This is a genomic window from Streptomyces sp. NBC_00075, from assembly GCF_045041225.1.
Taxonomy (GTDB): Bacteria; Actinomycetota; Actinomycetes; order Streptomycetales; family Streptomycetaceae; genus Streptomyces; species Streptomyces adonidis.
Genome location: NZ_CP108243.1, coordinates 74,004 through 97,876 on the forward strand (window position 1 = coordinate 74,004; position 23,873 = coordinate 97,876).

The window sequence follows — 23,873 nt, forward strand, 5'->3', positions numbered from 1 at the left end:
CGGCACACCGCACGGGCGACGCGCGACGTCCGCTCCAGTAGCTTGATCGAATGCAGCTACGTCAGCTGGAGTATTTCCTCGCGGTGTGGGAGGCCGGCTCCTTCAGCGCAGCGGCCTCACGGCTCTATGTCACGCAGCCCTCCCTTTCCCAGCAGGTCGGAGCCCTGGAGAAGGAGCTGGGCGCGGTTCTGCTGGAACGTGGCAGGCAGGGAGTGACGCTGACCCCCGCCGGCCGAGTCTTCCTGCCGCGGGCGCAGGACGTCCTCCGTATCGTCCAGGACGCCCGGGACTCGGTACGCGAGGTGGTCGAGGGCCGCAAAGGCGACGTCCATGTCCTGACGGTGCGGTCCGTCGCCTCGGGCATCCTGCCGCCGTCCGCGGCACGCTGGCACTCGACATACCCCTCGACATTGCTGCGGCTGCACGACTACTCCCACCGCCGGGACCTCGAGGAGGCCATGCGCGGCGGGCAGGGCGACATCGCGGTCGGCCCACGACCGCACCTCTGGGAAGGGCCGGTCCATTCCCTCGGGTACGAGGAGATGGTGGTGATCGGCTCCGCCGAGTACCCGCCAGGCATATCGGCGAGCCCGGCCGAACTTGCTGCTGCCGACTGGGTGCTCTACGAGCCGGAACAGGGCATGAGCGAAGTGGTGGACCGCCTGGCGGGCCACTTCGGGTTCACTCCGCGTGCCGTGGCACGCACGGGCCAGGTGTCGGCCGCGCTTCTGTTCGCGGTCGAGGGGATCGGGGTGACGGTGGCACCGGAGAACGCGGTACCGCTGCGCTGGTCGCGCCATGCACGGCGGATCGGGTCCGGCTACTTCCGGGAGCTGGTGGTTTTCAGCAGAAAGCTCCCTTCCCAACTGGCTGAACGTTACCGGGACATGCTCACCTCCGTGGAGCTGCCACTGACCGCGGAGCGCGATCTGCCCGAAGGAGCGGTCCGTGTCCAGAACTCGTCCGAGTGATCACGTCGCTCGGTCAGACCTCCTCGCGCAGGCGGGCAAGCCCGCTGAGAAGCAGGTCGAGGCCGAATGAGAACTCGTCCTCGATCGGAACCGGCATCACCCCGGCAACGGCGACGGTGGCCGGGAACAGGTCCGGATCCACACTCTGAAAGGCGGCCTCCGCCTGTGTGTCGTCGGGTCGTCCTGCGCCGCCATGCCCGTTGACCTGTACGGCGAACCCGAGGACGTAGCGGGCCAGAGTCGCGTACGCGTACGCGGCAACTCGCGGCGGAAAACCACAGTCGAGCAACACCGCGACACAGCTCTCCCGCAGTGCCATGGCGTTCGGCCCCAGCGGAATCTGCTCGACCATCAAGCGCGCCGCGTTCCGGTGCCGGGCCAAGGCGTCGAACATGGTGTGCGCGACCGTCCGCAGCGCCCGCTCCCAGCCCATCGCGAGGAGTTCGTCGCCGTTCAGCTCCACGACGCCGAACATGCGGTCCACTACATGAGCGATCAGGGCCGCCCGGTTGTCGAAGTGCCGATACAGCGTCGCCGTGCCCGAGCCCAGACGCTGAGCCAGCGTCCGCATCGACAGAGCGTCGGAGCCGTCCTCGTCCACGATCCGCAGTGCTGTGGCGACGATGCGCTCCAACGGCACCGGCGGCCGCCCAGGAGAACGCCGAGCCGACGCCGAGCCCGCCCGCGCAGGAACAGGTTCTGCCACGGAACGTCCCACCTCCTCAAGCAGCCATAACAGCAACACCGTAACCGATATGAAGACCAGCGATCCGACGAGGAGTCTGATCATCCTCCCAGCACGGGACTGTAACCGGCCCTAACAAAGCCTCTGGACGTGCCGGTGGGTGATCAGGTGGCTGCATAGCCTTCAACGAGTGTCGTTTGTCGATGAGTTCGGATGTCACGGAGGGACTGTGGGCCTCTGAATGTCGGTGAGTTCGGATGTCACTCGGGTGCGCGGATGTCTCTTCTCAGCCCGGGATCGACGGCGAGCAATTTCGCCGCGCCGGCCGAAAGCTCTGGACGATGTCGGACTGCTCGTCGGCCATCCAGCGTTCGGTGGCCGGGCGGGCCGGCCATGCCGACATCAGTGTGGCCCGCCGAGCCGTCTGCTGATCGCAGCCGTGTACTTCAGGTCTGGTTTCCGAGCCGGAGCCTCAGCTGTTGGCCAGCCTGCGGTCGAGGAGGGGGAGCAGGCGCTCCCAGTGGCGCTGTAGCCCGGCGGGGTCGAAGGCGTCGGTGTCGGACATGGTGAACCCGTGGACCGTGCCGGGGTAGATCGCGGAGGTGTAGTCGACCTTCGCGACATCCAGGGCCCGGTTGAGCTCGCCCAGGGCCTCGGGCGTCAGGTCGCTTCCGCCGCGACCGTGGTGCCATCCGTGCCCAACGACAAACGCCATCGCGACTCACCGACAGAGGCACGTCGCCGACACTTCGAAGCGCACCAGGTGCCCAGGTGTGCGCTGGACGGGACCGGACACGCATACGTGCTCGCAATCACCGGTGGCGCGGCGTACGTCAAGATCGGCTCCACCACACAACCTCGTTCACGCCTGGAGGCGTTGCGCACCGAGGCCCACCGTCAAGGAGGCGCTGTCACGCGAGCATGGCTGTCTCCGGCTCATCCCGCCTACAAGGACACCGGAGCCCACGCGCTCAGGAACTGCCGCGCGATCGCGCCGTCTACCACCGCGCGCAGCGAGTACTTTCCCGATCTCGACTTCACGGCGGCACGACGCGAAACCGTCAAAGCCTTCCTGGGCGTCCATGACACCCCGCAGTACTCAACAACGACTCCGGCAGCCGGCCTGCACCAGCCGATCCCCGGTCATGTCTGAAGCCGGTTGTCGCCCAGCGTGTGGGTTGAGTACGGGCGGCAGGTGGACTACTTCCGCCAGGGCAGTCGGCACAGCCGCTTCCGCCGGCGCCACGATGTCCCCGCACCTCGACCCGCCCCGCGCGTGTTTCCGGTCCCGAGAGTGCCTTCGCGGAGATCGCCCTGCCCTCGGCTCCCGTGATTGCCCTGTCGTGCCGCCGCCGCTGATGTGACGCCTGGCCGGCGGAAGTGTCAACACTCTCCGGCGTCCGGAACAGCACCCCAGCCACCACGAGAGCAACGCCCAGACCCAACCGAACAGCATCCGAGCAACGGACCCATTGCAGCCGGCACTGCGCCGTGCAGAACAAGCAGCAGCGCCCCAGGCCAAGGAAGTCCGGGGCGCTGCGCAGGTGCTCGGGAGGCTCCTACGCCTCAACGTACGCCACGATGGTGATCGCCCCCAGAGCCGTCGTATAGAAGATCACGCGTACCCCGTCGATCTCGTCCACGTAGTCGCGCAGCAGGGTCCCGGGCACCGCGGTGCCGAGCTCCGGGTTGACGCTGATCGCGACGATCGCGCGGTCCAGGCGGTGCGTCTCGGACGCGGTGAGCTTCGCCAGCTGGGTAAGCGCGGGCTCCACCAGGATGACGCGGGAGCGCCGCGCGCCGTGCTCAGGCGACACGGGGCTCCCCGTCGGCGAGACGGGCGAGGTGGGCGTCGCGGGCGACCTCCCACGGCACGCCGGACTCGGGCGAAGGGTAGCCGTTGGCAGCGATGTCCTCCAGTACGGAGGCGAGGACGTCGACCCGCGCGCGCTGGTCGGCCGCGTACTTGCGGACCGAGGTGGCGGCGGTCTCATCGAGCGGCTGGCGGTCGGGCGCGGGGGCCGGCTGCTGGCTCATCCGGTGCTCCTGGGCTGTCATCTGGCGGGTGTTCTCACGGTATCGCTAGAGTCCGGCCTGGAGCCCCAGAGCGGACCAACGAGGTGTGCACTCAGTGCGCCAGGGAGTTCTTACGCGCCGCCTTCGCTGCCGCTACAGCTGCGTCGAAGTCTGCGCCGTAGAAGTACTCGCCGTCGCGGTCCGTGCCGTCGAGTGCTCCGACGGCATTCAAAGCCTTCTGTTCCCAGTCACGAACCATGGTTCTGACCGGCCGCGAAATCCATGCGCGGACCAGGAAGCATCTGTAGGCTTCGGCCCTTCGCTCGTGGCTCCTGAGGTACTGCCTCACGGAGTTGTCCGGGCTGCTGGGCGTCCGCGTGACCATGCCCAACTTCAGACTGGGCTTGATCCGCTTTGACGGACATCCGAGATCAGGGGTTCTGCCCCGGGAGGATGTCCATTATGGAGAGCATGGGGAAGAAGAAGCCACGCCCTCGCCGCTCGTTCACGCCGGAGTTCAAGGCCGAGATCGTCGAGCTGTGCCGGCGCGGTGACCGCTCGGTCGGTCAGATCGCCAAGGACTTCGATCTGACCGAGACGGCAGTGCGGCTGTGGGTCAGCCAGGCCGAAGTCGACGCAGGCGAACGCGACGGACTGACCAGCAGCGAACGCGAGGAACTAGCCGCGCTGCGGCGGGAGAACCGCCGGCTGCGCGAGGACGTCGAGGTCCTCAAGCGGGCGACAGCTTTCTTCGCGAAGGAGACCCGGTGACGGTGCACCCGTTCATCGAGGCGGAAAAGCATGGCGGTCACAGCGTCAAGCGTGCGTGTGAACTGCTGCAGGTCTCCCGAACCGCCTTCTACGCCCGCCGCACCGCCAAGCCCGGTCCGCGGGCGGTCCGGGACACCGAGCTGACCGAGAAGATCGCCGAAGTCCACGAGCGGTCCCGTGGAACCTACGGGGTCCCGCGGGTCCATGCCGCCCTGCAACGACAGGGCGAGGACTGCGGACGGCGCCGCGTCGCCCGACTGATGCGCGACGCCGGGCTGCAGGGCCGCCACCGCAGGCGACGGCGGCTGACGACGATCCCCGACCCGCGGGCCGCCGCCCGGCCCGACCTAGTCGTCCGCAACTTCGCTCCCGACCCGGACGGCCTCGACACCCGCTGGTGCGGTGACATCACCTACGTTGCCACCGATGAGGGCTGGCTCTATCTGGCCACCGTCATCGACATTGCCTCCCGCCGCGTGGTCGGCTGGTCCACTGCCGACCACCTGCGGACCGAACTGGTCGCCGACGCTCTCCAATCCGCCTGCCGCGAGCGTCGCCCCGCGCGGCCGGTGATCTTTCACTCGGATCGCGGCTGCCAGTACACCAGTCAGCAATTCGCCTCGCTGGCAAGGGAGTTCAGCGTCCGCCTGTCGGTCGGCCGCACCGGGCAGTGCTGGGACAACGCGCTCGCCGAGTCCTTCTTCGCCACCATCAAACGGGAGTTGCTCGACACGAGCTCCTGGCCCAGCCGGGCCGCCGCCCGCACCGCGATCTTCGACTTCATCGAGGGCTGGTACAACTTGCACCGACTGCACAGCAGCCTCGGCTACCGCAGTCCCGCCGAATACGAGACCGCACTCGCAGCCTGACCACCACACCAATGGTGTCCGTCAAAGCGGAACAAGCTCAGGGAATCGAGCCTCCATCAGACCCGGAGCGCTTCACAACCACATCAGCCACAGCCACGTGGCGACCAGCGGATCACCAGCGGCTAGCTGATTCCAGCGATCACCGCGACACGTAATCATTCCAGTGCTGCGACGAGTTGAGCGAGGAACTCCGGCGAATTCCCGTGCGGCCAAGAGATCCGGTCCTGGCCACAAGGCAGCTCTCGGCGGCGAGGACCGTGCACTGCCGGAGTAGTTCCCCGTCCACGCGCTGCCCCTTCAGCGCCTAGTTCAGAGAAGTGACCAGCCCAAAGCTGATCGCGCCTGACCACGCGGTTCGGGGCACAGCACACCTCCGCGACGGGCCCCGAGAACACCACCACCGTACGAGCGCCAGCGCCCTCCGGCACGAGGAAGCCCAGAGCCTGCGCCCGGCCCGGGCATCACCGAGGCGACCGGGACCGCGCTGGCGTACTGGTACGCCAGGATGCCGGCATGACACCTGCGAACCCCCATGATCGAATAGGGGATGACTTCGTTCTGGACTGGTAAGCGGGTACGTCTGCGCGGTATCGAGCCTGACGACTGGGCGGCTTTCATGGGCTTCGCTGTCGACGAGGAGCGGTTGGGAGACCTGCTGAACCCGCCCCGGTCTGCCGAGGCGCTCCGGGCCTGGGCGAAGGAGCAGGCCGTCGCGAAGTCCGACGGAGACTGCTTCGGGTTGGTCATCGAAGCCGTGGACACGGGGAAGATCGTCGGGGCTGTCAGCTCGCGCGACGCTGATCCACGTGCGGGGCGGTTCGAGTACGGCGTCACGATGGGCGCCGGGCACCGGCGTAAGGGCTACGCGGCTGAGGCTGTGAGGATGCTGCTGCGCTTCATGTTCGCCGAGCGGCGATACCACAAGTGCGAAGCGCGGATCTTCGCGCACAACGAGGCATCGCTGGCCCTGCACCGTCGGCTTGGCTTCGCCGAGGAGGGGCGCCTGCGTGATCACGTGTTTTGCGCCGGCCGGTACCACGATCTCGTGGTGATGGGCATTCTCGCTGATGAGTTCGCACAGCTGCACTCGATGGGTGAACTCGAGTGAGTGCTGAGCCTCCTGGCAGATCGAGGTTGCGGTGGCTAGGGCGTCCGCCAGCGGCTCCACCGAGGCATTCACCGGCTGGTCCAGGACCTTCACCGACCCGCGGCTCTGCGCGGCGATCGTGGACCGGCTCACCTTCAACGCCACCCTCATCGAGACCGGCACCCAGTCCTACCGCCTGGCCCGCACCAAGGCGAACAAGGCGAATGAAACGAAATAGCCGACCGCGAGGGATCAGGAGCTCAGATGCTCATGCAGCATCTTCCAGCAGCCGTCCCGCCACACGATGAGGTTGGTGCCCCGCCCCTGGCCAGAGCGTGGTTCGCCGTCGACAACACCGGTCCAGGCAAACCGATAACGGCACACCGCGACTTCCGCGGTGAGCACCGGCCACTCTAGATCCCGGATCTCATACACCTCGTCGAGGATCTTCGCGAACGTCTTCTCGATCGCGGACCGGATCTCCCCGATGCCCTGATATGACCCGTCCGAGAACCAGTACGTGGCGTCCTCAGCGATGAACGGCACGACCCGCTCGATGTCATGACCGTTGTTGGCCCGCTCGTACTCGCCCATGAACGCCGCGAGTTCGGATTCCAGGGATGCCTGATTCGTCACGACGGTCATCATGCCGATGGCCGCGCTCGACCGTCACCACCGTCGTCCCCATTTGCCGCCTGGTGGTCCCACTTCAATCCGCCCTCCGGGCCACCGCGCGACGCCCGATCTTCACTGGAACAAGGGGCGCACGAGACACCGTGGACGCCCCCTACGGCTCATCGGTGGGCCAAGAGAACTTTGAATCGTGGTCCCCAAAACAAGTGCGTATAGACATCCGCATGCCGGTGACCTGTGCCCGGCCCTCGCCGGCCCTCCCGCCGCCCCGGCCGGGACCCCGCCGTACGGCGTCGCCGCCCACATGATGGGTGAACTGCCGCTGCGGGGACCCCGTTGGCCCATCACTGGGCAGATGACCGCCGTTCGGACCGAGTCCTCCGGCGCCGTACACGACCGCATTCACTGGTCCGGGGCCGGGCTGGATGTGATGGCCTCTCATCAGGGTCCGGTCAATCGGTTGCGCTGGACGCGGATCTCGCCGTGCACTGCTGACAACTTCTCTCCGCACCCGGAAAGATCACGGGCATGGCATCCCACCCGAACCAGGCCCGCGCCCTGTCCTTTGACACTGTTGCCACTCAGTACGCTGCCACCCGGCCGGACTATCCGTCGGCCCTCTTCGACGCCGTTGAGGAACTCGCCGGCCGACCGCTGGCCGGCGCCGACGTACTGGACTGCGGGGCCGGCACCGGTATCGCCACTCGGCTGATGCGCGAACGAGGCGCCCACGTCGTCGCCCTGGAGCCGGGCGCCGGTATGGCGGCCGAGCTGCGCGCGGCCGAGCCGGAGATCCCTCTGGTGCGGGGCGAGGGAAACTGCCTGCCGTTCGCCGCCTGCAGTTTCGACGTGATCACCTACGCCCAAGCCTGGCACTGGACCGACCCGGCCCGCTCCGTCCCCGAAGCCCTGCGTGTGTTACGCCCGCACGGCGTGCTGGCCCTGTGGTGGAACCAGGCCGACGTCCGCGTCCCGTGGGTCGCGGCGGAGGATGCCCGACTCGCGCCCTTCACCCGCAACTACCCGGCAACCGTGGCCGAGCTGCTCGCCTCGTTCCCGGTCCACGTGGTTACCCGCGAGATCCCGTGGTCGCGCCGGATCACCGTCGAGGAGCACACCAGGTACCTCGCCACCCACTCGCACTTCGCGGTCATGGACCCCATCGAGCGGGCCGAACTCCTCGACATGAACCGCACCGTACTGGCTCGGATCTTCCCCGAAGGCGAGCTCGACGAGCCATACCTGTGCGGCCTGACCGTCGCGCGATCAGCCACCACCCACACCTGAACGGAACCCAGCGCCCACAGACACCTCACCGCTACCAAGGTCACCTCAGAACACCCACAGTGCGTAGTCCGCCTGCGCTGACCTCCAGGGCCGTGAAGGCCGACCAGGGTCAGAAGCGGACCTCCGGGCCGTTGCCGACCGCGTGGAGGACCACGCCGAAACCGCCCAACACCCGTACAGCCTCCTCCTGATCCACAGCGGCCAGGACCTGCGGCAGCAACCGCAGCGAACCGGTCCTCGATGCCCTCTACTTGCAGCGCGGCCTCGCAACGCCGCCGACACCGCCGCCAACTGCCTCTGCCGCCACCGTCTGCGGCAGCGGATCACCACACTCCCGGCAGTACTGCCGAGCCGCCCCGCCAGCCCTCACACCACAGATCATCCAGCCGTACTTACATTACGGCCAGGGATCAAGAAACCTACTGCGCGGATGGCTGGCGGGCTCGGCCGAGTCACAGCAGGCCGGGCTGCTGCCATTCGGTGCCGAGGACGTGGTGGTCGAGGAAGTTGAGGAACGTCTCGTACCACAGGCGTGTGTGGTTCGGCTTCAGGATCCAGTGGTTCTCGTCCGGGAAGTAGAGGTATTTCGCGGGGACTTCGTGCCGCTGCAGTTCCTGGAAGAGCGTGGCGCCCTGCCCGACGGGCACGCGGTAGTCCTTGGCGCCGTGGATGACCAGCATCGGGGTGCGGATCTTCGTGACGTCCAGGTGCGGCGAGTCGGCCTCGTATCGCTCGGGGCGGGTCAGCGGGTCGCCGAAGATCCGCTGGAAGTACCAGGGCACATCGGTGTCGCCCTGAAACATTCGCAGGTCCCACAGACCTGCATGGCTGATGATCGCCTTGAACCGGTCGGTGCTGGTGGCGACCCGGTTCGCCATGTATCCGCCGTACGAGCCGCCGGCGAGCGCCGTACGTGAAGCATCGATGTCGTTGCGGGCCTCGGTCGCGTCGGTCAGCGCGATCACATCCGTGTAGGGGCGCCCGCCCCACTGCCCCCAGCCGCGCCGGTGGTTGATCTGCCCGTAGCCGGTCGACAGGGCCGGATCCGGCAGCAGCACCGCATAGCCGCGCGCGGCGAACGGCCACGGGTTCCACCGCCAGGTCCAGCCGTTCCAGCTGAACTGGGGTCCGCCATGGACGGCGACGAGCAGCGGAGCGGGCCGCTCGGCGGACGCGCCCTCGGGCAGCACGAGCCAGCCGCGCAGCACGAACCCGTCGTCCGCCTCCGCGTGCACCTCGGTGAGCTTGCCGGGCAGCTCCCCGACGCCACCCGGCGCGGGCAGCCCGGCCGGAGTCTGATCGACGATGTCGGCGTCGATCCGGACGGGCGTCGGCGGCGCGTCGACCGCGTGGCGCAGGGCGTAGAGCGTCCGCCCGTCGGGGCCCACGGTCAGCGAGCCGTACGCGCCCGAAGCGGTGAGACGTGTGACACCACCGTCCGGGTCGCGGCGGAAGACGGGCGCGTGCCCCTGCTCGTCGGACGTGAAGAAGAGCGTGTCGTCCACCGGTGAACAGGCCACGCCACCAGGCCAGTTGTCGAACCCGGGCAGCAGGTCCTGCACCGCGCCGTCGGCCAGGTCGATCCGGACGAGAGTCGCTTCCCAGGGGTCGTCGTACGTCGGGTATCGCATCCGGCAGCACACGAGGGCCGAGCCGTCGTGGGTGAACCGCGGCGCCTCGTAGAGGTGTTCCAGATCGCCGACGACGTGGATCTCCTCACCGCTCACCGCGTCGGCCACCACCACGGCGGTGCGATGCTCGTCCGGAACCCACCCAGGCACGAACCGGCAGTACGCCACCCGCGTGCCGTCCGGCGACAACGCCGCGTCCCCCGGATCCTCCAGACCGATCCCCTGCCCACCGGCGACGACCGGCTCCGCGTCAACACCGGCACGGACGAAGGTGTGCGGCTCCGCCGGGCCGAGGTCGTGGTCCCAGGCACGGGTCGGCCCGGCCTCATACAAGATCGCCGTGACCTTCGCGTCCTTTCGCGCCGCGTACAGCTTGCCGTGCGCCTCGGCGTCGGCGGCACCCGGCAGCAGCCCCGCGGTGTGGCACAGCGCGCCGGAGTCACGGGCGACGGTGACCGCGGCGATCCCGCCTGAGTGCCGGGCCACGACGACGGCCTCCCCGCGCGGCGGCAGCGCCCACAGCGCGGTGCCCTCGTCCTCGTCGCCGTCCGCAGCGCGTTCGGACAGGAAGTACAGCGTCCCGTCCGGACCGAACACCGGCCCCGACTCCCCCTTGTCGGACCGGGTCAGCCGCAGCGCGTCGCGCTCCCCAGTCGGATCGATCTCCCACAGACCGGACACGAACCGCGTCCCATCCCCGGACAACGACTGCACGGCGGCGACGAGACGAGTGCCATCGACGGACAGGGCAAGGGAGTTGACGCGGGGACAGGCGACGAGGGCGGACAGGTCACGGAAGGTGGACGGGCCACCGGAGGACTCGATCATGCGGGCGATTGTCGCCCGCGCACGATACGGACGGCCAGGGAGCATGACGTGGGGCGCCCGTCTGCCAGCAACCCTTCCGGCACACTCGCACCTCCATGGATGTAACGCCGTCCGTTAACGCCGTTACCGAGACGCTTTCACGGAACGGCCACTCCTGCCCCAGAGGCCTCACGACAGATCTCACCTGCCGCGTTGAGGAAGGAAAGCACCTACTTACCTTGTTCTTTGTCTTCCGCCCGCGTCGTAGGGCGGGGACGGAAGGTTCCAGACGGCGTCAGACCGACTGACGATCTTTCGAAGTTCGCGGGCGCTTCGCGGCGACACAGCCTGCATCACGGTGTCGAGGAGGGTTCGGGCTTCGAGAGGGTTGCCGCAGCAGTACCAGTGCACGTTGTCCCACTCGTAGTCGTGCCACAGATCACGCTCGGGCTGGTGGACGTAGTCCTTCCACAGGCCCACAGCCGCGCTGACATCCCCTGGCTGCAGATAGTTGCGTGTGTGCTCGAGACGGATGATCTCGGACAGTGCACGCAAAGACAGGCCGTCGATGATTAGCCTTGCACCTGTTGTCCGGTGGCTGCCAGGGGCGCCGACACGGATCTGTCCTGGCCGTCTACGCGGCATGGACCTTTCGGTTCGTCATCATGCGGTACATGGTGCCACGGTCTCGAATGGCGTCTCGAACGGATTCGCTCGCAAGGGGATTCGCCGGACTCGGGGGCGGCCTGCGTCTGATCATGTGCTCCGACCAAGGTGCACGTGACCACGACGAAGGCCGTGAGGGTGAGTCTGCTGCCTGATGCTGTCGGGCGGGAAGCGTTCGCAGAAGCGTCACGCTTTCTCGAATGTCGGCGGCCAGTATCAATTCCCCACGTATAGCCAGCTCGACTCCCCACGTGACGGTCACACTCAGTAGCCTCGTTTCCGGCTCGGAGGCATGGCTCATGAAGGGGTTCTGATCGTGGCGCGTACATGGCTGTCCATTCGGGTCGAGTTGGTCTCTGGGCACGGCGCAGACCTGTGGCCGCGCCCTGGCCGGATCTTCGCTGCCGCGCCCTCACACTCCTTCACCCAGTTCGCCTCGGCTATCGATCTCGCCTTCGGCCGCTGGGACTTGGCCCACCTGCACCTGTTCACGCTGTCCGACGGCACCCGGGTCAGTCCTCTGGACCGGTGGGACGGCGAGGCCCCCGACGGTACCGTGGACGGTCCCGCCACCAAGCTGAGCAGGTTGCAGCCGGGCGAGCAGTTCGCCTACGTATTCGACATGGGTGATGACTGGGCCCATCTGTGCACGGTGGCGGACAAGCACATCGACCCCCTCGACGAGCTCGGCGAGGCTCCCGATCGCCCGGCTCCCTACTGGGGTTGGGGCAGCCTGCCAGACCAGTACACACGTCGCTGGGACGGCGACGACGGGGAGACGCCGATGCCGAAGCGGCCGGCCCACGGACTCAGTGACCTGCCGCCACTCCTGCCGTGGTGGGGCGATCAGCGCCGAGGGTGACCTCACGCTACGTACACGAAATGGCCGCCACTGGGGAATCGAAGTGGCCATGGTGGGGAGCTGAAGTGGCTGCGTGCGGGGAAATCCGTGGACGGGGCCGCGGAGGAGATCCCGCGAGACCCGCGGCGGTGACGGTCACGGGGAGGATCAGGCCGATCGTGTCGGTGAGGGTGCCCCGCTTCCGCCTCACGATCTTCTTCGCGTCGTCCGTTCCCTGGCTCGTCACGGGCACGTCAGTGGAGGTCAGGGCACGTCGGCGCGCGCGCCGGTCCGGCGGCGGCAGCACGGCGGCGCCGGGGCTGCCATGGTCATGTTGTTCTCCTTGCTCGTGCCGTCCGGCTCAGTGCGGCGGCTCTCGCCAGGTGCAGATGTACGCGTTCCTCGGGGAGGTCCGGTCCGCGCATGCGGACGTGGTGGAGGTGCAGCAGGTCCGGGAGAAGGTCCTGCGGGGGCAGCGTCCCCGCGCCCTCCAGCGCGCTGCGGTAGGCGGCGAGCGCGGCGCGGCGTGCGGACCAGCTCGCGATGACGGGCGTGTCAAGCACCGGTGTGCCGGGACCCGGGGGCTTGAGGAGGGCGGACGTCAGGGCGATGGTCTGGTCGTAGACCGCCCGGGGTGGGGCGTTGCGGTCTGTGTGGGTGTGGCCGACGATCCAATGCATCGCCTCCTCGCCGTCCCCGAGCAGGCCGACGGCGATGTCGACCATGCTCGCTGCGGTCACCGCACGACTGTCGGGAGCATCCCGACCGGCGAGTGCGGTCAACTGGGCAAGGACGGCTGCCGAGTCGGCGGCGAAGAACTCCTCGGCCGCCTCCATGACCGTGGGACCACCGAAGCGCGCGGACTGCGGATAGTAGGTCTCCAGGCTCGTGTGGGTGATCAGGCCCGCGTGGCGAAGCCGCCGGGTCCACTCGCCGACCTGCCCGACCACGGTGCCGATCGAACCGGGTGCGCAGATCAGCCGGAGACGCAGGTGGTCCTCGGGATCGCGGTGGCGCGCGAACCACCAGCGGGGCTTTCCCAACTCCCCGAGCAGGGACGGCAGATGCCGGATCAGGAGCGAATCCTGACGGTCGCGATGCCCGTACAAGCCAATGGAGAGCGGGCTGCCACAGCCGGGCAACCGGCCGGCCTCCCGACCGACGACGTCACCGGATGCACGGACCGGTGCTCGGGTCCGGTCCACGGCGGCCAGCGGGATGACGATCTCGTGGACGCGCCCGCCGGTCCAGCCCAGATCCTCCGGCTCGGGCGCGGCACGCAGCAGCGCGTGGCCGTCGCGCTCCACGTGGGTACGGAGCAGGACCCTGTGCGAGGGCTCCGCCAGGTCCAGGATCATGCGCCGGTCTGAGTCGCCCAGGTACACGTGCTCGGGCAGGCCGACCTCACGACGCCACTCGGCCAGGGCCTCGTCCCACCGCGGCCACGGCGTCCCCGCGTCGGGCAGGTCACCGCTCCGGAGTGTCCAGCGGGCCGGAGACAGTACGGTGCGCCCGTAGCGCAGTGCGGGGAGGAACGGCAGGCCGGAAACGGCGGCTCCCCACGAGAACCCTGTGCAGGGGACGGCCAGTGCCACCGGTGCCTCGACCAGGAACCGCGCCAGTGGATGGGTGTGGTGGTTCAGATCCACCGCGTTGAGCAGCATCGTGTGCACCGGACGGCGGCGGGAGACCGAGAGCAGGTGCAACCGTTCGGCGTCGGCGGTCACCGCCAGGTCCGTCACGGGCAGTCGGCCCGTGTCCGGGCCGTGGTAGTCGCCGACCGGGATCACCAGCTCCGCGACCTGCGGGGCGTGCGCGACGTTCACCGAGCGTATGTACAGCGGAGTGGTACTGATCTGCGCGATCAGCGCGTCCTGTTGTGCACCGGGCAGGCCGGCGTACACGTCGGTCATTCGGCGGCGGTCGTCGGTGTCGAACAGGTGGAGAAAGCGTCCGGTGGCCATGCCGGCCGCACGGGCCACCCCGACGACGTGCAGCGTGAACTGCCCGTGTTCCAGGGCGGATACGCTCGCGGCGTGGATCCGTACCGTCACCTCGGTGCTCGGCTGCACGGGCCTGCCGGGGTTCGCCACCGCCAGTTCGTCGATCGCGGCGTCATCGAGTCGGACCTGGGGGTGGCGTCGCAGTGCGGCGTTGTACGCGAACGCCAGCAGCCTGCTGTCCCGGGCAGTCAGCGGCGAGCCCGTCGGTGCGACCGGGGAGCCGAGGTAGCCGGCCGGGTAGCCCAGGAGGTCGATGGCGTCCAGGACGGGGACCACTGCCCCCGGGCCGTAGCGGTCGAGGAAGCGAGCGTGCCAGGCAGCCCACCCGGGACTCAGTACCGCCCGCGGCGCGAGGCGGGTCAACACCGCGGCGGCCGACGCAGCCTCCACGGCCACCGCCTCCGGGATCACCAGGTCCCAGTCCAACCGCAGGTCGAGGGCGAGCACGGGTTTCACGGTGGGAGCCAGACGTCGCATCGCGGCCGTCACCCGTGCGCGCTCGGTGTGGGCGCCCGCAGAGGCGGTGGACGCGTCGTCGTGCCGTGCCAGTCCCGCCGCGACCTCACGCAACTCGGCGGTTTCGGCCGCGGGCAGGTGCTGTAGCCGTCCCAGAAGGACGGCGATGGGGTCGGAGGCCGTGACAGCGGGACGCAGATCGGTGATCAGGAATCGCTGTCGTACCAGGTTCGCGAGAAGGTTCTCGATCGCAGTGGGTGAGGCGGACGGGAAACCGGCGGAGAGCATTCTGGCAAGATCCGCCCACAGTATTGGCGCCCGCGCTCCGTCCATGGCCATGCGGACCGGCCCGGTCGCGCGTATCCGCACATGCACGGGGTCGCCGCCGTGCGCACTGCTCGCCCGGTGCTCGATCATCAGGCGTCCGTCGCGCTCGAGCGCGAGGCTGGAGGCGAGCAGCGTCAATCCGGGCCGCAGCACACGGTGTTCCTCCAGACGCTCGACGACAGCCGCCGTCCATACCGCGTCCGGTCTGGAGACCGCCCGGTGCCGGATGCCCGCACGCACCACGGGAACGGACCCCGTACGAGCGGCCTGGGCACCGGCGAACAGGCCGAACGGAGTGGCCCGTGAGCGGGCCCGCAGAAGGTAGCGCAGCACCGAAAGCACCGCGCGCCGCACGGCGAGGTCCGGCACCGGCTTGCCGGCGCATATCTGATGCACCTGTCTCGCCAGGTCCGGGCTGGAGAAGTCGACCGCGGCGGCGAAGTCGGTCGCCTGCCACAGCTGTTGAAGCCATGCCCGCCACGACTCCGGGTGTGCGGACGGGCCGGTCAGGTCCGGCCAGACAACCGGTTGGCCGGGACGCCAGACTGCCGCCCGCACCACGACCGCATCGACATGGCGGTACAAGCGGCCCCCCGGCGGCTGGGCGGTGTGGTCGTCCATGTTTCCTGACTGCCCGGTTCCGACGGCGATTACGAGTCATGGTCGTCACGGCGGCTCCTGCGCCACTCCCGTGCCCCAAGGTCACTATCAGCCGCTGACCTGGCTGAATTCCGTCCAGAGGAAACGACGTTGTAGGGGCTATTGACACATGTACGGTCTGGCTAGCGTGGGCGGATGCACGGCAAGCGGCATATTCCCATCACATCGGCGAAGGGGAGAAGACCATGACTGCTGCAATTCCCGAGAAACTGGTTGATGAGGAGTTCGGTGAACTCGACGAACTCGAAGTGATCGATTCCAGCGAGCTGAAGCTCGGCGCGGCCTACCACACGTACACCTACATCGCGGCGGAGAACACGGACGACATCTCCGACTAGGACGTCCGAGGGCCGGAGCAACTCTGCGACGGACGAGACCGGTGAGACGAGGAGGTGGGTCGTGCCGTCCAGCTCGTCGGCGGACCGTACCCGCACCGACGTCCTGTTGATCTTCCCGCCGCAGAGCGAGGCCAGGTTCTTCCCGTATCTGAGCACGCCCTACCTGACCGGCCACCTGCGGCGCCGGGGTCGGCGGGTTCACCAGGTGGACCTGAACATCGCCGTGCTCCATGAGTTGCTGCGAAGTCCCACGCTGCTGGACGACGCGGTCCGAGCCCAGGACACGGGCGACGACGGTACGGCCGTGGGCACGTGGTATCGCCGGGCGGTGGCCGACGTCTTCGCCGCGCACATCGGCGCGCTGCGCGCCCACGTCCTGCACAAGGAGCCAGCCGGCGAGCTGGGCCCCGACCTCGCGGTCCGGCTCGCCACTCTCGCCCTCGAACTCCTGGTCCGCGACACCTTCCTGGTACGCACCTGGGAGGACCTCGGACAACTCGACGACGCAGTGCACCGGGCCGCGGACCGGCCGCCCGCCGCGTCGGGCGTACCGGTCGGGTCGCTGCACAGCATGGTCACCGAACTGCTCGGCCGGCATCGCCCCCGGGTGGTCGGCCTGTCCGTGGCGTTCTTCAGCCAGCTCGCGCCGACGCTGCTGATCGCCCGCTGGGTCCGGCAGCTGGCGCCGGACACCCTTATCTGTCTGGGCGGTCAGCAGGTGATGCTCCGCCACGACAGCCTCGCCCGGCTGCCCGGTGTCCGGGAGACGGTCGACGCCCTGTGCCCGACCGCCGGGGAAGAGCCACTCGAACGCTGGCTGGACGCGCTCGACGGGACGGTTCCGCTCGCCGCAGTACCCGGCATGACCTGGCTGCCGCGTTCCGGGACCGGGCCGCGCACGGGGCCCGCGGTGACCCTGCGCTTCCGTGACCTCGGGCCGCCCGACTTCACCGGACTGCCGTTCCGCTCCTATCTCAACAACGCCCTGGAACTCGCGATCGTCTCGTGCGTCGGCTGCTACTGGGGGCGGTGCGCGTTCTGCTCGTACGGCAACCGCTCGCTCCCGCAAGGCGGTTACCAACAGGGCACCGCGGCCCAGATCGCCGACGCCGTGGAGGCCGTGGTCCGCTCCACGGACACCCGGTACGTGTCGGTCGCGGACGAGAACACCAATCTGCGGCTGGTCCTCAAAGCGATGCGCGCGGTACGCGAACGCGGCATACGGGTCCGGTTCGGCGTGCGAAGCCGGCTGGAGTCGGCCCTGACCGACCCGGACTTCTGCCACGACCTCGCCGCGGTCGGCTGCGCGATGATCTCGGTCGGCTACGAGGGCACCGCGCAGCGCCTGCTGGACCGGTTGGAGCGGGGCGTGCGCGCGGCCGACTTCCAGCGGATCCTCGACAACCTCGACGCGGCGGGCATCACCGTCCGGTTCACCGCGATGGGCCAGGTCCTGGACGAGACGCCGGAGGAATTCGAGGCATCACTGCGCTTCCTCGTCGACAACGAACGGCGGATCGGCATCGACGCGCTGGAGCTGATGGTGGCGGAGCCCGGCAGCAGACTCGTGAGCGGCCCGAAGGAGTACGGACTCGCCCTCGACACCTCGGACCGCCTCGCCGGCAACCCCGAGCTGAGCTATCTGGCCGGCCGGGTCGGCCACCCGCTGACGGTCCCCGGCGGCCCGACACGCGCCGAGGCGCTGGACCGGCTGGTACGGATCTTCCGCACTGTCAGGCCGGGCCGGACGAACGCCCCGGCGCCGTCGCACCCCGCCCCGAACGGCCATCGCGCGCCCGCCGTCGAGGCCCTGCGTCCGCACACGTGGGTACGTACCGTGCCCGCGTACGCCGATGTCGGTACGGCAGACCGTCTCACCGTCGCCGACGTCGTCCGGGAGCGGTTCTACGCGCTCCCCCGCGCCCACGTGGGACAGAGCGCCGACGGTCTGCTGACGGCCCGTACCGACCGTGGCCGTCGGCTGCTCGCCCGCCTGGCCGATGCGGCGGCGGGCACCCCCGTCCCGGCACCTTCAGCCGTCCCGGCACCCTCAGCCAGGAGCTCGTCATGACACAACCGCCACGGACCGCACCCGGAGGCGCCCGTACCGACACCATCGTGGAAGCCCCGCGCCGGATGGGCCTGGGCGTACTGATGGACATGCCGTGGGGCGGCGGACGCCTCGGCAGGCGCGGCATCGGATTCGTGGAGAGCGACGACGGCGGCGGAGACATCACCGACCGGGTCCGCGCCTTCCTGCACCGCCACGGCGGCGACTTCGCCTACTCGGCCCTCGCGTTCCAGCCGCGCTCGCGTGCCCGCGTACGGACGGCCGACTACGTGCGCGCGTACGACCGCTTCTTCGACGCGCTGCCCGTCGGGTCGGCCCACGCCTTCCACCAGACCGAGCTGAACATGGGCACGCCCGAGCACTACGACCGCCGCCCGGCCGCCGAGTTCACCAACGAACTGGCCGCCCGCTACGGCTTCTCCTGGGTGGTCGAGGACCTGGGCATCTGGAGCCTGCGCGGTATACCCATGCCCTATCCGCTGCCTCCGCCGCTGACCGAGCCGGGCCTGGAGATCGCCACCCGGAACGTCGCGGAGGCGGCCCGGCTGCTGGATCCTCCGCTGCACGTCGAGTTCCCCGGCTTCACCGAGGGCGGCTCGTTCGTCCTCGGACACATGGACGCCTTCGTGTATTTCGCCCGGCTGGCGCAGGACGCCGACGTGTGGGTGACGCTCGACGTCGGCCACCTGCTCAGCTACCAGTGGCTGCGCGGACGTACCGGAAGCAGCATGTACGACGGGATCGAGGCGCTGCCCCTGTCCCGTTGCCGGGAACTGCACCTGTCGGGCTGTCAGATCGTGGGCGGCAAGTTCCGCGACCTGCACCACGGCGTCCTGCTGGACGAGCAGCTGGAACTCACCGAGTATCTGCTGCCGCGCTGCCCGAACCTGCTCGGGGTGTCCTACGAGGACCCGATGTACCGCGAGGACGGGCAGCTGGTCGAGAAGTCCCGGCGGAACTACGCGCGGCTGCGGGACCTGGTCGCCGCCTGGCAGCGCGGGGAGGCAGCGTGACGGCGGTGGAAGCGGGCGCGTCGCTGGACGGCGAGCGGCTGACCGATCTGCTCATGCGGCTGCTGCTGGACGCGGACCTGCGGGCCCGGCTCGCCGAGGAGGGTGCCGAGGCCGTGGCGGCGGATCCCGGCGAGCTGGAGTGCCTGGCCTCAGTCGATCTGGCCGAACTGGACACCACCGCGCGCCGGTTGCGCTCCCAGGTCTGGCGGCCGGGCAGCGGCGGCAGCCTCGCGACCACGTTCCCGCGCAGTCTGCGGCTGCTCCAGGACGCCGGTGCCACGGAGTCCGAACTGCTCACCGGCTTTCTCGGCTCGCCGCACTTCGCCCGGTTCCGGCTGATCCCGTACACCGCTCCCGGGTTGTCGGCGGAGGAGGCGTTCGCGTCCTATCTGCTGGACGGCGCCGGGTCCGGGGTGCTGCGCGACACCGTGACCCACGAGCTGATGATCGCCCTGTTCACCGCGCTGACCTGCGAGCAGCCGCTGTCGTTCGTGATCGAGGCGGAGGGCATCGTCCGCACCGACCGGGGCCATGCCGCCGTACGTAGCTATGGGAAGGCGTCCGTGGCCGCCTGGGCAACCACGTCGGGCGAGCGTCCCGAGGCCGGGAGCGCTGAGAGCGCCGTGCACGCGGAGGCGGTCCAATACGCGTACTTCACCACGTCCGCCGGGCTGGCTCACGGTGTGGTGTCCGGGCGGGTGACGGCGGCCTTCGAGGCGGAATCGACGGCGCGGCGCGAGACCGCGCGGCGGGCACTGGCACGCCGCGGACTGTGGTGACGGGGAGAGGAAGCACCGTGCACATCGTGTTGGTGGACATGCCGTGGTCGTCGCTCGACGCGCCGTCCCTCGCGCTCGGCATTCTCAAGCGCCGGATCCTCGACGTCTTTCCCGACGGCGCCGCGGACGTCGAGGTGGTGCACGCCAACCTCGACTTCGCCGACTGGGTGTCCGCCCGCACGGAGTACGGCTTCGAGGAGTACGAGTTCTGCTCGACCTCGTACTTCTCCGGACACAGTGAATGGATCTTCTCGGCCGCGCTCAACGGCCGACCCCGGTGGCGGGTGGCGGAGTTCACCGAGCACTTCGGCGGGAAGATGCCGGACCGCATGCTGGCCAAGGCGCGGGAACTGCACGAACTCGCGCCGCTGTTCGTACGGGAAACCGCCGCCAAGATCGCCGCCACGGCACCGGACGTGGTCGGTTTCACCACCACGTTCGCGCAGAACGCGGCGGCCCTCGCGGCGGCCCGCATGGTCAAGGAGCTGGCACCCGGCACCGTCACCGTCTTCGGCGGCGCGAACTGCGACGGTCCGCAGGGCGCCGCGCTGCACCGCAACTTCCCCCAGGTCGACTTCGTGGTGCGCGGTGAGGGCGAGATCGCGTTCCCGCGGCTGCTCGCCGCCCTATGCGACGGCGACGCCGACGGCCTGGCCGCCATCCCCGGCCTGTGCCGCCGGGACGGGCACGGCCGGTCCGTGGCCCATCCCATGGACGCCGCCCCGCTGCCCCCGGGCGCCCTGGTCACCCCGGACTACGGCGACTACTTCGAGCGGCACGCCCGGTCCACGGCGGGCGGCTGGGTGGAGCCGCGGCTGGTGGTGGAGGCCTCCCGCGGCTGCTGGTGGGGCGAGAAGCACCACTGCACCTTCTGCGGCCTCAACGGCTCGTTCATGGAGTTCCGCAGCAAGGACCCTCGGCGGTTCGTGGACGAGATCCTCGGCCTGGTCGAGCGCCACCGCGTGCTGGACGTGTGGGTCACCGACAACATCCTCGACATGGCCTACCTCACCTCCATGGCCCCGCTCCTGAAAGAGTCCGGGTACGACCTGCGGCTGTGCTACGAGATCAAGTCGAACCTGCGGCGCGAGCAGCTGGCGACGCTGTACGCGGCCGGGATCAGCTATGTCCAGCCCGGCGTGGAGAGCCTCAGCAGCCGGGTGCTGAAGCTGATGGACAAGGGGGTGACCGGCTGTCAGAACGTACGGCTGCTGCGGGACGCGGAGACCGTCGGCGTCAACGTCAGCTGGAACTACCTCTACGGCTTCCCCGGGGAGACCGACCAGGACTACGACGAGATCATCGACCAGCTGCCCGCACTGCACCATCTCGCGCCGCCGGCCAACTCCACCCGTCTGAAGGTCGAGCGGTTCAGTCCCTACTTCGACCGGCCGGAACTGGGCTTCGGCGAACTACGGCCCGCCTCGCACTACCACCACATCTACGACCTGCCGGAGAGCGAACTCGCCGACCTGGTGTACATCTTCGACTCCCCGCACCGGGGCATCGCCGACGGCTGCCGGGATCGGTTGCGCACGGCCGTCGCCGACTGGACGCGGGCGTACCCGCGCAGCCGCCTGACCCACTGCGACCTCGGCGAGCACATCGTCCTGGTCGACACGCGGCCGGGCTTCTCCTGGCGGCTCCTCGACCTCACCGACCCGCTCGAAGTGACGGTGTTCCGGCTGCTCGACACGCCGCACAGCCCGGGGGCACTGCTGCGTAAGGCCGCTGCCCGGTGCGCGGACGCGCGGGAGCCGGACGGGAAGGTGACGGAGGAGCGCGTCGTCGGACTGCTGGCGCGCTGGCGCGACCTCGGCCTGGTCTTCTCCGAAGGCGGCCAGTACGTGCAGGTGGCGCCCGCCGTGGCCAACCAGGACCTGCTGCGGCTGGACGGCGCGGGACTGCACGGGGGCGACATGTCGCTCGTCCCCGCTCTGGCCGCCCCGGAATGGGGAGGGACCTGATGAGGCCGGAGCTGACGCTGTGGAGGGACCGCGATCCGGCGGCCAGGCGGCTGCCGGGCATCCACTGCGGCACCCTCGACGGTCCGCCGGACGACCCGGTGGACGCCGTCGGACAACTCGCCGCCGAGGGCGTCCAGTTCGTGCAGGTCCACGAACTCGTGGACCTCACCGATCCGGACGGTGCGTCAGCGGTCGCCGTCCTCCTCCTCATACGGGAACTCACCGGTCACGGCATCGCGGTGGACTGGACACTGCGCATGGCCGACCCTGCGCAGTGGCAGGCGCTGAGCCACCTGTACCCACCGGCGGCTCTCTTCCGCGGCCCCACGGGACAGGACAACGAGGAACACGTCGTCACCGCGTGGCGCGGCTCGTTCCACATCGCGAAGTGCGGCTACCGCCGCGGCCCCGGTTTCCTGGAGATCCGCGACCACCGTTGGGGCTCCTTCCGCCGCCTGGTCGTCCAGGCACCCCGGAGTACGGCGTTCCAGGGGCTGCTGGACGGCGTCCCGGTGGTCGCGTCGGCGTCGACGGAGCGGGTCCTGGAGCGTCACCTGCGCGAGAACCTGGTCCATCGCGTCGGGCGCTACGTGTGGTGGACGCCCTACCGCCTACGACGCTGGCCGCTCAGCACGACGATCCCGTAGGAACCGCTCGATCCACTGTTCCGTCAGTTCGTCGGCCTGACGCCTGATCCCCGGCGTCGGCACCGACGCGGGCGCACCGACACCGAGGAAGTCCAGGCAGTCCAGCAGGACTGCCTCGTAGTCGACGACCATGTCCTCGTAGACGACCACATGCGGAACGACACGGTGCCGGCCGAAGTACTCCTCCCACACCGACGCGTCGCGGTCGAGCATCCGCAGATGCCGACGGATCTCCTCATAGCTGTACCGGGGAGCGGCAAACGCACTCCCCTCCGGCAGATAGGTCCCGTCCAGGATCCAGACACCGGTCTGCTCGGCCATGGTGTACGACACGGCCTGCCGCAACCGGTCCCTGCGTCGGATCCAGATGTACCGAGGCGCCTGGAGGACGTCGTACGGGTCGACCTCCAGGTTTCCGAGGTGCCCCGCGTGGATCCGTAGCCCGAACACGCCGTTGGGGCTGGTGCGGTGCGTCATCAGCCGGCGCACATACCCCGCCGCCAACTCCTGCGGATCTCCGGAGTCGAATCCCCACCGCTCGAAGTAGTCCAGTACGAAGGCGTCGGCGAAGTAGTCCTCGGCGAAGCCGGCCAGCCCGGTGCGCCACAGGGCACGGGCAAGCATGTTGCTGCCGCACCGAGGGGTCGACGCCAGCACATAACGGACTGGCGGCAGACCGGTGAAGGACGGGAAGTCGAACTCCGGAGCGTTGGTCCGATAGCGCAGCACCATGAGAACACCTTCTCGCCCGGCACCAGTGGTTGTCACCGGCGGCGCAGCCCCGAGCGCGTACACCGAGCGATCTGGACCCCACCCGCATTCCCCGCACGGCCCGGGTGGCTGGGCCGGCGCCCTTGGCTCCGCCCGGGCAACTTGACCATCGCCGTGCCCACTCGCGCACAGCGGAATCTGCGCCGAGTCGAACTCAGGCCGGCAACAAGCCGATCTCGCACCTACGCCACCGCCACTACCTTCCGGCTCAAGGTCGAGTACGTCCACCGGAACTCCTTCGCCGCATGGTCCCGGCAGCCACGAAGCGGCCGTTGCCGGTGATCTGCTGGACGGGTGGGACGGCGCATCGACCGTGCTCGGCGGCTTCACCGTCGACGACTTCCGCACCGACCCAGCAGCCGGCACCGCAACCTGCCCGAGCATGAATGCGCGCATACGAAAAGCCGTCCGGACCCGCGGGCATTTCCCGAACGAGGCCGCAGCCCTCAAATGCTTCTACAAGGCCGCCATGAGGCTCGACCCCACGGGCCAGGGGCGCAAACGCTGGACCCTGCGTTGGAAGCCCGCGCGCCAGGCTTTCGACATCGCCTTCGACGGCCGACTCTCCGTCGGCCGC

At 69.2% G+C, this 23,873-nt stretch carries 21 protein-coding genes and 4 pseudogenes; 15 read left to right on the forward strand and 10 right to left on the reverse strand.

The features are described from left to right. Positions 1 to 50: 50 nt before the first annotated feature. Positions 51 to 971: a LysR family transcriptional regulator gene (locus OG787_RS00320; RefSeq protein ID WP_405533903.1), complete on the forward strand. Its 921-nt coding sequence runs from the start codon at positions 51 to 53 to the stop codon at positions 969 to 971. A gap of 13 nt (positions 972 to 984) precedes the next feature. Here the strand turns inward: OG787_RS00320 and OG787_RS00325 are convergent, their stop codons facing one another. Continuing rightward, on the reverse strand, positions 985 to 1,611 hold the full coding sequence (locus OG787_RS00325) for a TetR/AcrR family transcriptional regulator (protein ID WP_405540373.1): 627 nt from the start codon (positions 1,609 to 1,611) through the stop codon (positions 985 to 987). A 517-nt stretch (positions 1,612 to 2,128) separates the two neighbouring features. Beyond that, positions 2,129 to 2,323: pseudogene (locus OG787_RS00330) on the reverse strand (dienelactone hydrolase family protein); the annotation flags it as partial. A gap of 135 nt (positions 2,324 to 2,458) precedes the next feature. On the opposite strand from OG787_RS00330, the gene OG787_RS00335 reads away from it, so the two are divergent. After that, complete coding sequence (locus OG787_RS00335; protein ID WP_405533904.1) at positions 2,459 to 2,809, forward strand: hypothetical protein; 351 nt, start codon at positions 2,459 to 2,461, stop codon at positions 2,807 to 2,809. Positions 2,810 to 3,215: 406 nt separating this feature from the next. Here OG787_RS00335 and OG787_RS00340 read toward each other — a convergent pair whose 3' ends face one another. The 3 genes from OG787_RS00340 to OG787_RS00350 form a co-directional block, all read right to left on the reverse strand. After that, entirely contained in the window at positions 3,216 to 3,473 is a 258-nt protein-coding gene (locus OG787_RS00340) for a hypothetical protein (RefSeq protein ID WP_405533905.1), read from the reverse strand. Then, positions 3,463 to 3,693 (reverse strand): hypothetical protein, encoded by a 231-nt coding sequence (locus OG787_RS00345; RefSeq protein WP_405533906.1) that lies wholly within the window; start codon positions 3,691 to 3,693, stop codon positions 3,463 to 3,465. Before OG787_RS00345 ends, OG787_RS00340 begins: the two co-directional genes overlap by 11 nt. 91 nt (positions 3,694 to 3,784) lie before the next feature. Further along, positions 3,785 to 4,057: a hypothetical protein gene (locus tag OG787_RS00350; RefSeq protein WP_405533907.1), complete on the reverse strand. Its 273-nt coding sequence runs from the start codon at positions 4,055 to 4,057 to the stop codon at positions 3,785 to 3,787. A gap of 86 nt (positions 4,058 to 4,143) precedes the next feature. Between OG787_RS00350 and OG787_RS00355 the strand changes: the two genes are divergently transcribed. From OG787_RS00355 to OG787_RS00370, 4 genes and pseudogenes are all read left to right on the forward strand, one after another. Continuing rightward, on the forward strand, positions 4,144 to 4,443 hold the full coding sequence (locus OG787_RS00355) for a transposase (protein ID WP_159056163.1): 300 nt from the start codon (positions 4,144 to 4,146) through the stop codon (positions 4,441 to 4,443). Continuing rightward, positions 4,440 to 5,312, forward strand: coding sequence for an IS3 family transposase (locus OG787_RS00360; protein ID WP_405533908.1), 873 nt, complete (start codon positions 4,440 to 4,442; stop codon positions 5,310 to 5,312). Before OG787_RS00355 ends, OG787_RS00360 begins: the two co-directional genes overlap by 4 nt. A gap of 547 nt (positions 5,313 to 5,859) precedes the next feature. Beyond that, complete coding sequence (locus OG787_RS00365; protein ID WP_405533909.1) at positions 5,860 to 6,420, forward strand: GNAT family N-acetyltransferase; 561 nt, start codon at positions 5,860 to 5,862, stop codon at positions 6,418 to 6,420. Between the two features lie 46 nt (positions 6,421 to 6,466). Then, a pseudogene (locus OG787_RS00370) lies at positions 6,467 to 6,637 on the forward strand (ATP-binding protein); the annotation flags it as partial. 14 nt (positions 6,638 to 6,651) lie between these two features. Here OG787_RS00370 and OG787_RS00375 read toward each other — a convergent pair. Continuing rightward, on the reverse strand, positions 6,652 to 7,035 hold the full coding sequence (locus OG787_RS00375) for a nuclear transport factor 2 family protein (RefSeq protein WP_369033956.1): 384 nt from the start codon (positions 7,033 to 7,035) through the stop codon (positions 6,652 to 6,654). Positions 7,036 to 7,560: 525 nt separating this feature from the next. Here OG787_RS00375 and OG787_RS00380 point away from each other — a divergent pair. Further along, positions 7,561 to 8,319 carry a class I SAM-dependent methyltransferase gene (locus tag OG787_RS00380; protein WP_405533910.1) on the forward strand — a complete coding sequence of 253 codons (759 nt, stop codon included), beginning with the start codon at positions 7,561 to 7,563 and terminating at the stop codon, positions 8,317 to 8,319. A 452-nt stretch (positions 8,320 to 8,771) separates the two neighbouring features. On the opposite strand, the gene OG787_RS00385 is transcribed toward OG787_RS00380, so the two are convergent. Continuing rightward, positions 8,772 to 10,778, reverse strand: a complete 2,007-nt coding sequence (locus OG787_RS00385; RefSeq protein ID WP_405533911.1) for a S9 family peptidase — start codon at positions 10,776 to 10,778, stop codon at positions 8,772 to 8,774. A gap of 961 nt (positions 10,779 to 11,739) precedes the next feature. On the opposite strand from OG787_RS00385, the gene OG787_RS00390 reads away from it, so the two are divergent. Then, complete coding sequence (locus OG787_RS00390; protein WP_369033950.1) at positions 11,740 to 12,285, forward strand: IS1096 element passenger TnpR family protein; 546 nt, start codon at positions 11,740 to 11,742, stop codon at positions 12,283 to 12,285. 112 nt (positions 12,286 to 12,397) lie between these two features. On the opposite strand, the pseudogene OG787_RS00395 reads toward OG787_RS00390, so the two are convergent. Together OG787_RS00395 and OG787_RS00400 are read right to left on the reverse strand one after the other, a co-directional pair. Next, a pseudogene (locus OG787_RS00395) lies at positions 12,398 to 12,529 on the reverse strand (IS5/IS1182 family transposase); the annotation flags it as partial. Positions 12,530 to 12,593: 64 nt separating this feature from the next. Then, entirely contained in the window at positions 12,594 to 15,671 is a 3,078-nt protein-coding gene (locus OG787_RS00400) for a lantibiotic dehydratase (RefSeq protein WP_405533912.1), read from the reverse strand. A 224-nt stretch (positions 15,672 to 15,895) separates the two neighbouring features. Here OG787_RS00400 and OG787_RS00405 point away from each other — a divergent pair, with 224 nt between their 5' ends. The 6 genes from OG787_RS00405 (at position 15,896) to OG787_RS00430 (ending at position 22,525) form a co-directional block, all read left to right on the forward strand. Beyond that, a complete protein-coding gene (locus tag OG787_RS00405) occupies positions 15,896 to 16,048 on the forward strand; it encodes a hypothetical protein (RefSeq protein WP_369033948.1) in 153 nt (50 codons plus the stop codon). 61 nt (positions 16,049 to 16,109) lie between these two features. Then, the gene (locus tag OG787_RS00410) at positions 16,110 to 18,119 is read left to right on the forward strand and encodes a B12-binding domain-containing radical SAM protein (protein ID WP_405533913.1); all 2,010 of its coding nucleotides are present in this window, start codon (positions 16,110 to 16,112) and stop codon (positions 18,117 to 18,119) included. After that, a complete protein-coding gene (locus OG787_RS00415) occupies positions 18,116 to 19,132 on the forward strand; it encodes a DUF692 family multinuclear iron-containing protein (protein ID WP_405533914.1) in 1,017 nt (338 codons plus the stop codon). The genes OG787_RS00410 and OG787_RS00415 overlap by 4 nt, the downstream gene beginning before the upstream one ends. Then, positions 19,129 to 19,911, forward strand: coding sequence for a hypothetical protein (locus tag OG787_RS00420; RefSeq protein WP_405533915.1), 783 nt, complete (start codon positions 19,129 to 19,131; stop codon positions 19,909 to 19,911). Before OG787_RS00415 ends, OG787_RS00420 begins: the two co-directional genes overlap by 4 nt. A 17-nt stretch (positions 19,912 to 19,928) precedes the next feature. Beyond that, positions 19,929 to 21,878 carry a RiPP maturation radical SAM C-methyltransferase gene (locus OG787_RS00425; RefSeq protein WP_405533916.1) on the forward strand — a complete coding sequence of 650 codons (1,950 nt, stop codon included), beginning with the start codon at positions 19,929 to 19,931 and terminating at the stop codon, positions 21,876 to 21,878. Further along, positions 21,878 to 22,525: a DUF5825 family protein gene (locus tag OG787_RS00430; RefSeq protein ID WP_405533917.1), complete on the forward strand. Its 648-nt coding sequence runs from the start codon at positions 21,878 to 21,880 to the stop codon at positions 22,523 to 22,525. Before OG787_RS00425 ends, OG787_RS00430 begins: the two co-directional genes overlap by 1 nt. Here OG787_RS00430 and OG787_RS00435 read toward each other — a convergent pair. Then, entirely contained in the window at positions 22,490 to 23,257 is a 768-nt protein-coding gene (locus OG787_RS00435; protein ID WP_369033942.1) for a Stf0 family sulfotransferase, read from the reverse strand. The genes OG787_RS00430 and OG787_RS00435 overlap by 36 nt on opposite strands. Before the next feature lie 418 nt (positions 23,258 to 23,675). Here OG787_RS00435 and OG787_RS00440 point away from each other — a divergent pair. Next, positions 23,676 to 23,861: pseudogene (locus OG787_RS00440) on the forward strand (IS256 family transposase); the annotation flags it as partial. Positions 23,862 to 23,873: the final 12 nt, after the last annotated feature.

Coding starts and splice junctions, on each gene's coding strand:
- OG787_RS00365 (WP_405533909.1), top strand. CDS start 5,860: ATGACTTCGTTCTGGACTGGTAAGCGGGTACGTCTGCGCGGTATCGAG.
- OG787_RS00430 (WP_405533917.1), top strand. CDS start 21,878: ATGAGGCCGGAGCTGACGCTGTGGAGGGACCGCGATCCGGCGGCCAGG.
- OG787_RS00385 (WP_405533911.1), bottom strand. CDS start 10,778: ATGATCGAGTCCTCCGGTGGCCCGTCCACCTTCCGTGACCTGTCCGCC.
- OG787_RS00345 (WP_405533906.1), bottom strand. CDS start 3,693: ATGAGCCAGCAGCCGGCCCCCGCGCCCGACCGCCAGCCGCTCGATGAG.
- OG787_RS00415 (WP_405533914.1), top strand. CDS start 18,116: ATGACACAACCGCCACGGACCGCACCCGGAGGCGCCCGTACCGACACC.
- OG787_RS00355 (WP_159056163.1), top strand. CDS start 4,144: ATGGGGAAGAAGAAGCCACGCCCTCGCCGCTCGTTCACGCCGGAGTTC.
- OG787_RS00405 (WP_369033948.1), top strand. CDS start 15,896: ATGACTGCTGCAATTCCCGAGAAACTGGTTGATGAGGAGTTCGGTGAA.
- OG787_RS00435 (WP_369033942.1), bottom strand. CDS start 23,257: ATGGTGCTGCGCTATCGGACCAACGCTCCGGAGTTCGACTTCCCGTCC.
- OG787_RS00350 (WP_405533907.1), bottom strand. CDS start 4,057: ATGGTCACGCGGACGCCCAGCAGCCCGGACAACTCCGTGAGGCAGTAC.
- OG787_RS00380 (WP_405533910.1), top strand. CDS start 7,561: ATGGCATCCCACCCGAACCAGGCCCGCGCCCTGTCCTTTGACACTGTT.
- OG787_RS00320 (WP_405533903.1), top strand. CDS start 51: ATGCAGCTACGTCAGCTGGAGTATTTCCTCGCGGTGTGGGAGGCCGGC.
- OG787_RS00400 (WP_405533912.1), bottom strand. CDS start 15,671: ATGGACGACCACACCGCCCAGCCGCCGGGGGGCCGCTTGTACCGCCAT.